We start from the raw sequence: 4,951 nt of genomic DNA, 5'->3' as shown, positions 1-4,951 counted from the left end.
GGCGGGCGCGCGGACAGGACCCGTCCCATGCTCCCCCTGCCCGCCCCCCCGAAGGGTCGGCGGCCCACCGCCAGCGGGAGCCTCGCGGAGGCGTTGGCCCCCGCCGACGTCGTGGCCGCGGAAGACACCCGCCGGCTCAAGCGGCTTGCCTCTGAGCTGGGCATCGAGATCTCCGGTCGGGTGGTGTCGTACTTCGAGGGCAACGAGGAGCGCCGCACACCCGAGCTCGCCGCGATGCTGGTCGAGGGCTCGACGGTCGTGCTGGTGACCGACGCCGGCATGCCGAGCGTGTCCGACCCCGGCTACCGGCTCGTCGTGGCCGCGATCGAGGCCGACATCGCCGTGACTGCCATCCCGGGGCCGTCGGCCGTGCTCACGGCTCTGGCGGTGTCGGGCCTGCCGGTCGACCGCTTCTGCTTCGAGGGGTTCCTTCCGCGCAAGGGCGGCGAACGCACGCGCGCACTCACCGAGCTCGCGACCGAGCGGCGCACGATGGTGTTCTTCGAGTCGCCCCACCGCACGGGAGCCTCGTTGCGCGCCATGGCCGAGGTGTTCGGGGCAGACAGAGCCGCTGCCGTGTGCCGCGAGCTGACCAAGACGTACGAGGAGGTGGCGCGTGGGGGGCTCGCCGAGCTCGTCGAGTGGGCCAGCAGCCAGGAGCAGGGCGTGCGCGGTGAGGTGACGATCGTGGTGGGTGGTGCGTCGGAGCTCGAGCGCTCGTACACCTCCGAGCAGCTGAAGGACATGGTGACCGCGCGTCAGGACGAGGGGCTGAGCCGCAAGGACGCCGTGTCGCAGGTCGCGGGCGAGACGGGGACGCGGCGCAAGGACGTCTACGACGCCGCCCACTCCTGACGCGCCACTCCTGACGCGCCGGAGGGGTCACCGGGTATGTCAGGGCTGTCACTAGGATTGAGGACGTGTCCGACTCCACGTTCTATGTCACCACTCCCATCTACTACGTCAACGACGCACCACACATCGGGCACGGCTACACCACGGTGATGGGCGACATCATCACGCGCTGGCACCGACAGCGCGGCGAGAACGTCTGGTACACCACGGGCACCGACGAGCACGGCGAGAAGGTGCTCCGCAAGGCCGAGGCCAACGGCGTCTCGCCGCAGGAGTGGGTCGATGCGCTCGTCGAGACGGAATGGAAGCCGTTGCTCCAGACCATCGACGCCGCCAACGACGACTTCACCCGGACCACCGACCAGCGCCACCTCGACGGTGCGCAGGCATTCTGGACCGCCCTCCACGAGCGTGGCGCTGTCTACAAGGGCAACTTCTCAGGCCACTACAGCGTCGGCAGCGAGGAGTTCGTCGGCGATGACGACGTCACCGCCGGCGAGGGTGACGACGAGGGCTTCATGGTGTCGAAGCTCGACGGCAGCCGGGTCGAGCTCATCTCGGAGGAGAACTACTTCTTCCGGCTCAGCGACTACCAGCAGAAGCTGCTCGACTTCTACGACGCCAACCCTGACTTCATCCAGCCCGAGTCGGCGCGCAACGAGGTCATCTCGTTCGTCAGCCGCGGCCTGCGTGACCTCTCGATCTCCCGGTCGACGTTCGACTGGGGCATCAGCGTGCCGTGGGACGAGAAGCACATCTTTTACGTCTGGATCGAGGCGCTCCTCAGCTATGCCACTTCGGTCGGCTACGGCAACGACCGTGAACGGTTCGACGAGGTGTGGCCCGCGAGCATCCACCTGGTCGGCAAGGACATCGCTCGATTCCACGCCGTCATCTGGCCAGCGATGCTGATGGCCGCGGGCGAGCCCGTGCCACACCGGGTGTTCGCCCACGGTTGGCTGCTCGTCGGTGGACAGAAGATGAGCAAGTCCAAGGCCAACGGCATCCGCCCCGACGAGCTCGTCGACACCTTCGGATCGGACGCGTACCGCTACTACTTCGCGCGGGCCCTGACCTTCGGCAGCGACGGCTCGATCTCGTGGGAGGACATCAACGCCCGCTACCACGCCGAGCTCGCCAACGGTTTCGGCAACCTCGCGTCGCGCGTCGCGGCCATGATCGGCAAGTACTACGACGGGTCGTTGCCCGCGGCCGGTGCGCCGACGGCTGCTGAGCAGGCCGTCATCGACGTCGTCTTCGAGTCGGTGGCCGCAGCCGACCTGGCGATCGAGAAGATCGCTCCGCAGGACGCGCTCTCCGCGATCTGGCGCATCGTCGACGAGCTCAACGGTTACCTCACCGAGCAGGCACCGTGGAAGGTCGCCAAGGACGCAGAGTCATCGGATGCGGAGTCAGACCGTCTGGCCACGATCCTGGTGACGGCGGCCGAGGGCCTGCGCGTGCTGGCCGTGCTGCTCAACCCCGTCATGCCCAAGGCCTCGGCGGGGCTGTGGCACTCCCTCGGAGCCGAACCGGCGCTGGGCGCACTCGCCGAACAGCGCATCGACGGTGTCGCGGCGTGGGGTCAGCTCCCCGCCGGAACCATCATCACCAAACCCGCCTCCCTGTTTCCCCGCATCGAGGCCCCCGCGGAATGAGCAGCTGGCCGATCGCGCCGGAGCGTCTGCCCGCCCCGGTGGTCGACAACCACTGCCACCTCGACATGCCCCCGCGTGACGTTCCCATGTTGTCGGTCGATGAGGCTCTCGACCGGGCCGCGGCGGTCAACGTGACACGCATCGTGCAGGTCGGTTGCGACCTCGAAGGCTCGCGCTGGGCGGTCCAGACGGCGGAGGCGTACGACTCGGTTGTCGCAGCCGTGGCACTGCATCCCAACGAGGCACCACGGCTGGCCGAGCATGGCGAGCTCGACGCGGCCCTGGCCGAGATCGATGCTTTGGCCCAGTCACCCCACGTCCGTGCGGTGGGCGAGACCGGGCTTGACTATTTCCGCACCGGTGAGGAGGGGCGCGAGGCTCAGCACGCGTCGTTCCGCGAGCACGTGCGGATGGCCAAACGGCACGACCGCACCCTCGTCATCCACGATCGCGATGCACATGACGACGTACTCGCCGTGCTCGACGACGAGGGCACGCCGGCGCGCACGGTCATGCACTGCTTCTCCGGCGATGCCCATTTTGCTCGGGAGTGCCTCGATCGCGGCGCCTACCTGTCGTTCGCCGGCACGGTCACCTTCAAGAATGCTGAGAACCTGCGAGAAGCGCTCCGGGTCACGCCGGCCGACCGTATTCTTGTCGAGACCGATGCGCCCTTTCTCACACCCGTGCCGCACCGCGGGAAATCGAACTCCTCGTTCCTGATCCCGCTCACGGTGCGATTCATGGCTGCGATTGCAGGAAAATCGGTCGAAGAAATGTGTCACGACATCGACACCAACACGAACAGTGCCTTCGGGGGACCCTGGGCGCAGCGGATTTGACCCTTGGGAAGGACTCGGTACGGTGGAAAACCCGGCTCGACATGTGGCACCCCGCCGCACAGCACTGAGCCATTCTGTTCCCAGGAGATCCGTGCGCCTGACCAGACACCGCAAGACACTTCCCATCCTCGCCCTCAACCTCGCGATCGTGCTGATCGTGGGAGGCGGCACCGCCGCTTACGGCGCCCTCAACAAGACCGTGACGCTGTCGGTCGACGGTCACACCCAGACCATCCGCACCTTCGGCGACACGGTCTCCGACGTGCTGAAGGCCAAGAAGGTTGCGGTCCGTGACGGCGACCAATTGAGCCCGTCGGCATCTTCCTCGCTCGCGAACGACGCGACGATCACCGTCGCCTACGCGAAGCCCCTGACCCTCACCGTCGACGGCAGCGTCACCAAGCAGACGGTCTACGACGCCACGGTCGGCGGCGCCCTCGCGAGCTTGGGCTTCGCTCCTTCCGACGGCTCTTATCTTTCCGCGAAGCGCTCTGCGAAGCTGTCGCGCGCCGGCTCCACGCTCGTCGTGAGCACCCCGAAGGCCTTGGTCGTCGACGCCGACAAGAAGAAGAAGGTGGTGTCGACCTCCGCCCCCACCGTCGGTGCCGCGTTGAAGGCGGCCGACATCACCCTCGACTCCGACGATGAGGTCAGCCCGGGGAAGGGCGCCTTCATCAAGCCCGGCGTGGCGTTGCGCGTCACCCGCATCAAGAAGGTCACCCGCACCGAGACGGTCGCGCTCAAGTACCCGGTCAAGGTCCGCAAGGACTCATCCGTCACGGCCGGCGAGACCAAGATCGTCACCGAGGGTGTCTCTGGCCGCAAGCAGCAGAAGGTCGAGCTGATCCTCGCCGACGGCAAGGTCCGCAACCGTGAGGTTCTGACGTCGCGCACCCTCAGCGCACCGCGCCCGCAGATCGAGGCGCGCGGCACGAAGCCGAAGGAGCCCGCTCCCGTCACCATGAGCACCGGCGACACGGTGTGGGACAAGATCGCCGAGTGCGAGTCCGGCGGCAACTGGTCGATCAACTCCGGCAACGGCTACTACGGTGGCCTGCAGTTCAGTGCCGACACCTGGCACAGCGTGGGCGGCCCCGGGCTGCCGCATGAGAGCACCCGTGAGGTACAGATCAAGTTCGCCAAGATCCTGCAGGCCCGCTCGGGCTGGGGTCAGTGGGGTTGTGCCGAGGCGAGATTCAACTGACGCCACCCCGGTTGCTCGGAGCCGCTGACGTCCGACGCCTGGCGGAGTCGAGCGGTATCCGTCCGACGAAGCAACGGGGGCAGAACTTCGTCATCGACGCCAACACGGTCAGGCGCATCGTGCGGACGTCGGCGATCGGTGCTGACGACGTGGTCGTCGAGATCGGGCCCGGTCTGGGGTCGCTGACCCTCGGGCTGCTGGAGGTGGCCGCCCACGTCACTGCTGTCGAGATCGACGACGTGCTGGCGGCGCAGCTGCCGTCGACCATCGCGGAGCACGCCCCCGATCACGTCGATCACTTCGACCTGGTGATTGCCGACGCGATGAAGGTCGACTCGTTGCCCGGCCCCGAGCCCACCGCTCTGGTTGCCAACCTGCCCTACAACGTCTCG

The 4,951-nt window shown here is 67.5% G+C and carries 5 protein-coding genes; all 5 read left to right on the top strand.

Annotation, left to right across the window (positions count from 1 at the left end):
* Positions 1-27: 27 nt before the first annotated feature.
* Entirely contained in the window at positions 28-855 is an 828-nt protein-coding gene (gene rsmI, locus H7290_RS16350; RefSeq protein ID WP_290515084.1) for a 16S rRNA (cytidine(1402)-2'-O)-methyltransferase, read from the top strand.
* A 65-nt stretch (positions 856-920) separates the two neighbouring features.
* A complete protein-coding gene (metG, locus tag H7290_RS16345) occupies positions 921-2,513 on the top strand; it encodes a methionine--tRNA ligase (protein WP_290515082.1) in 1,593 nt (530 codons plus the stop codon).
* Complete coding sequence (locus tag H7290_RS16340) at positions 2,510-3,355, top strand: TatD family hydrolase (RefSeq protein ID WP_290515081.1); 846 nt, start codon at positions 2,510-2,512, stop codon at positions 3,353-3,355. Before metG ends, H7290_RS16340 begins: the two co-directional genes overlap by 4 nt.
* Positions 3,356-3,446: 91 nt before the next feature.
* Positions 3,447-4,559, top strand: coding sequence for a resuscitation-promoting factor (locus H7290_RS16335; RefSeq protein ID WP_290515080.1), 1,113 nt, complete (start codon positions 3,447-3,449; stop codon positions 4,557-4,559).
* A partial coding sequence (locus tag H7290_RS16330) for an rRNA adenine N-6-methyltransferase family protein (RefSeq protein WP_290515083.1) occupies positions 4,556-4,951 on the top strand: 396 nt, incomplete at its 3' end. The genes H7290_RS16335 and H7290_RS16330, both read left to right, overlap by 4 nt.

It is taken from the genome of Aeromicrobium sp. (assembly GCF_014378035.1).
Taxonomy (GTDB): Bacteria; Actinomycetota; Actinomycetes; order Propionibacteriales; family Nocardioidaceae; genus Aeromicrobium.
Note: the sequence above shows the minus strand (reverse complement) of the source record. Positions and strands in the feature narration are given on the sequence as shown.

Excerpts from the sequence above, each read along its gene's own strand:
- rsmI (WP_290515084.1), top strand. The coding sequence starts at position 28 with ATGCTCCCCCTGCCCGCCCCCCCGAAGGGTCGGCGGCCCACCGCCAGC.
- H7290_RS16340 (WP_290515081.1), top strand. The coding sequence starts at position 2,510 with ATGAGCAGCTGGCCGATCGCGCCGGAGCGTCTGCCCGCCCCGGTGGTC.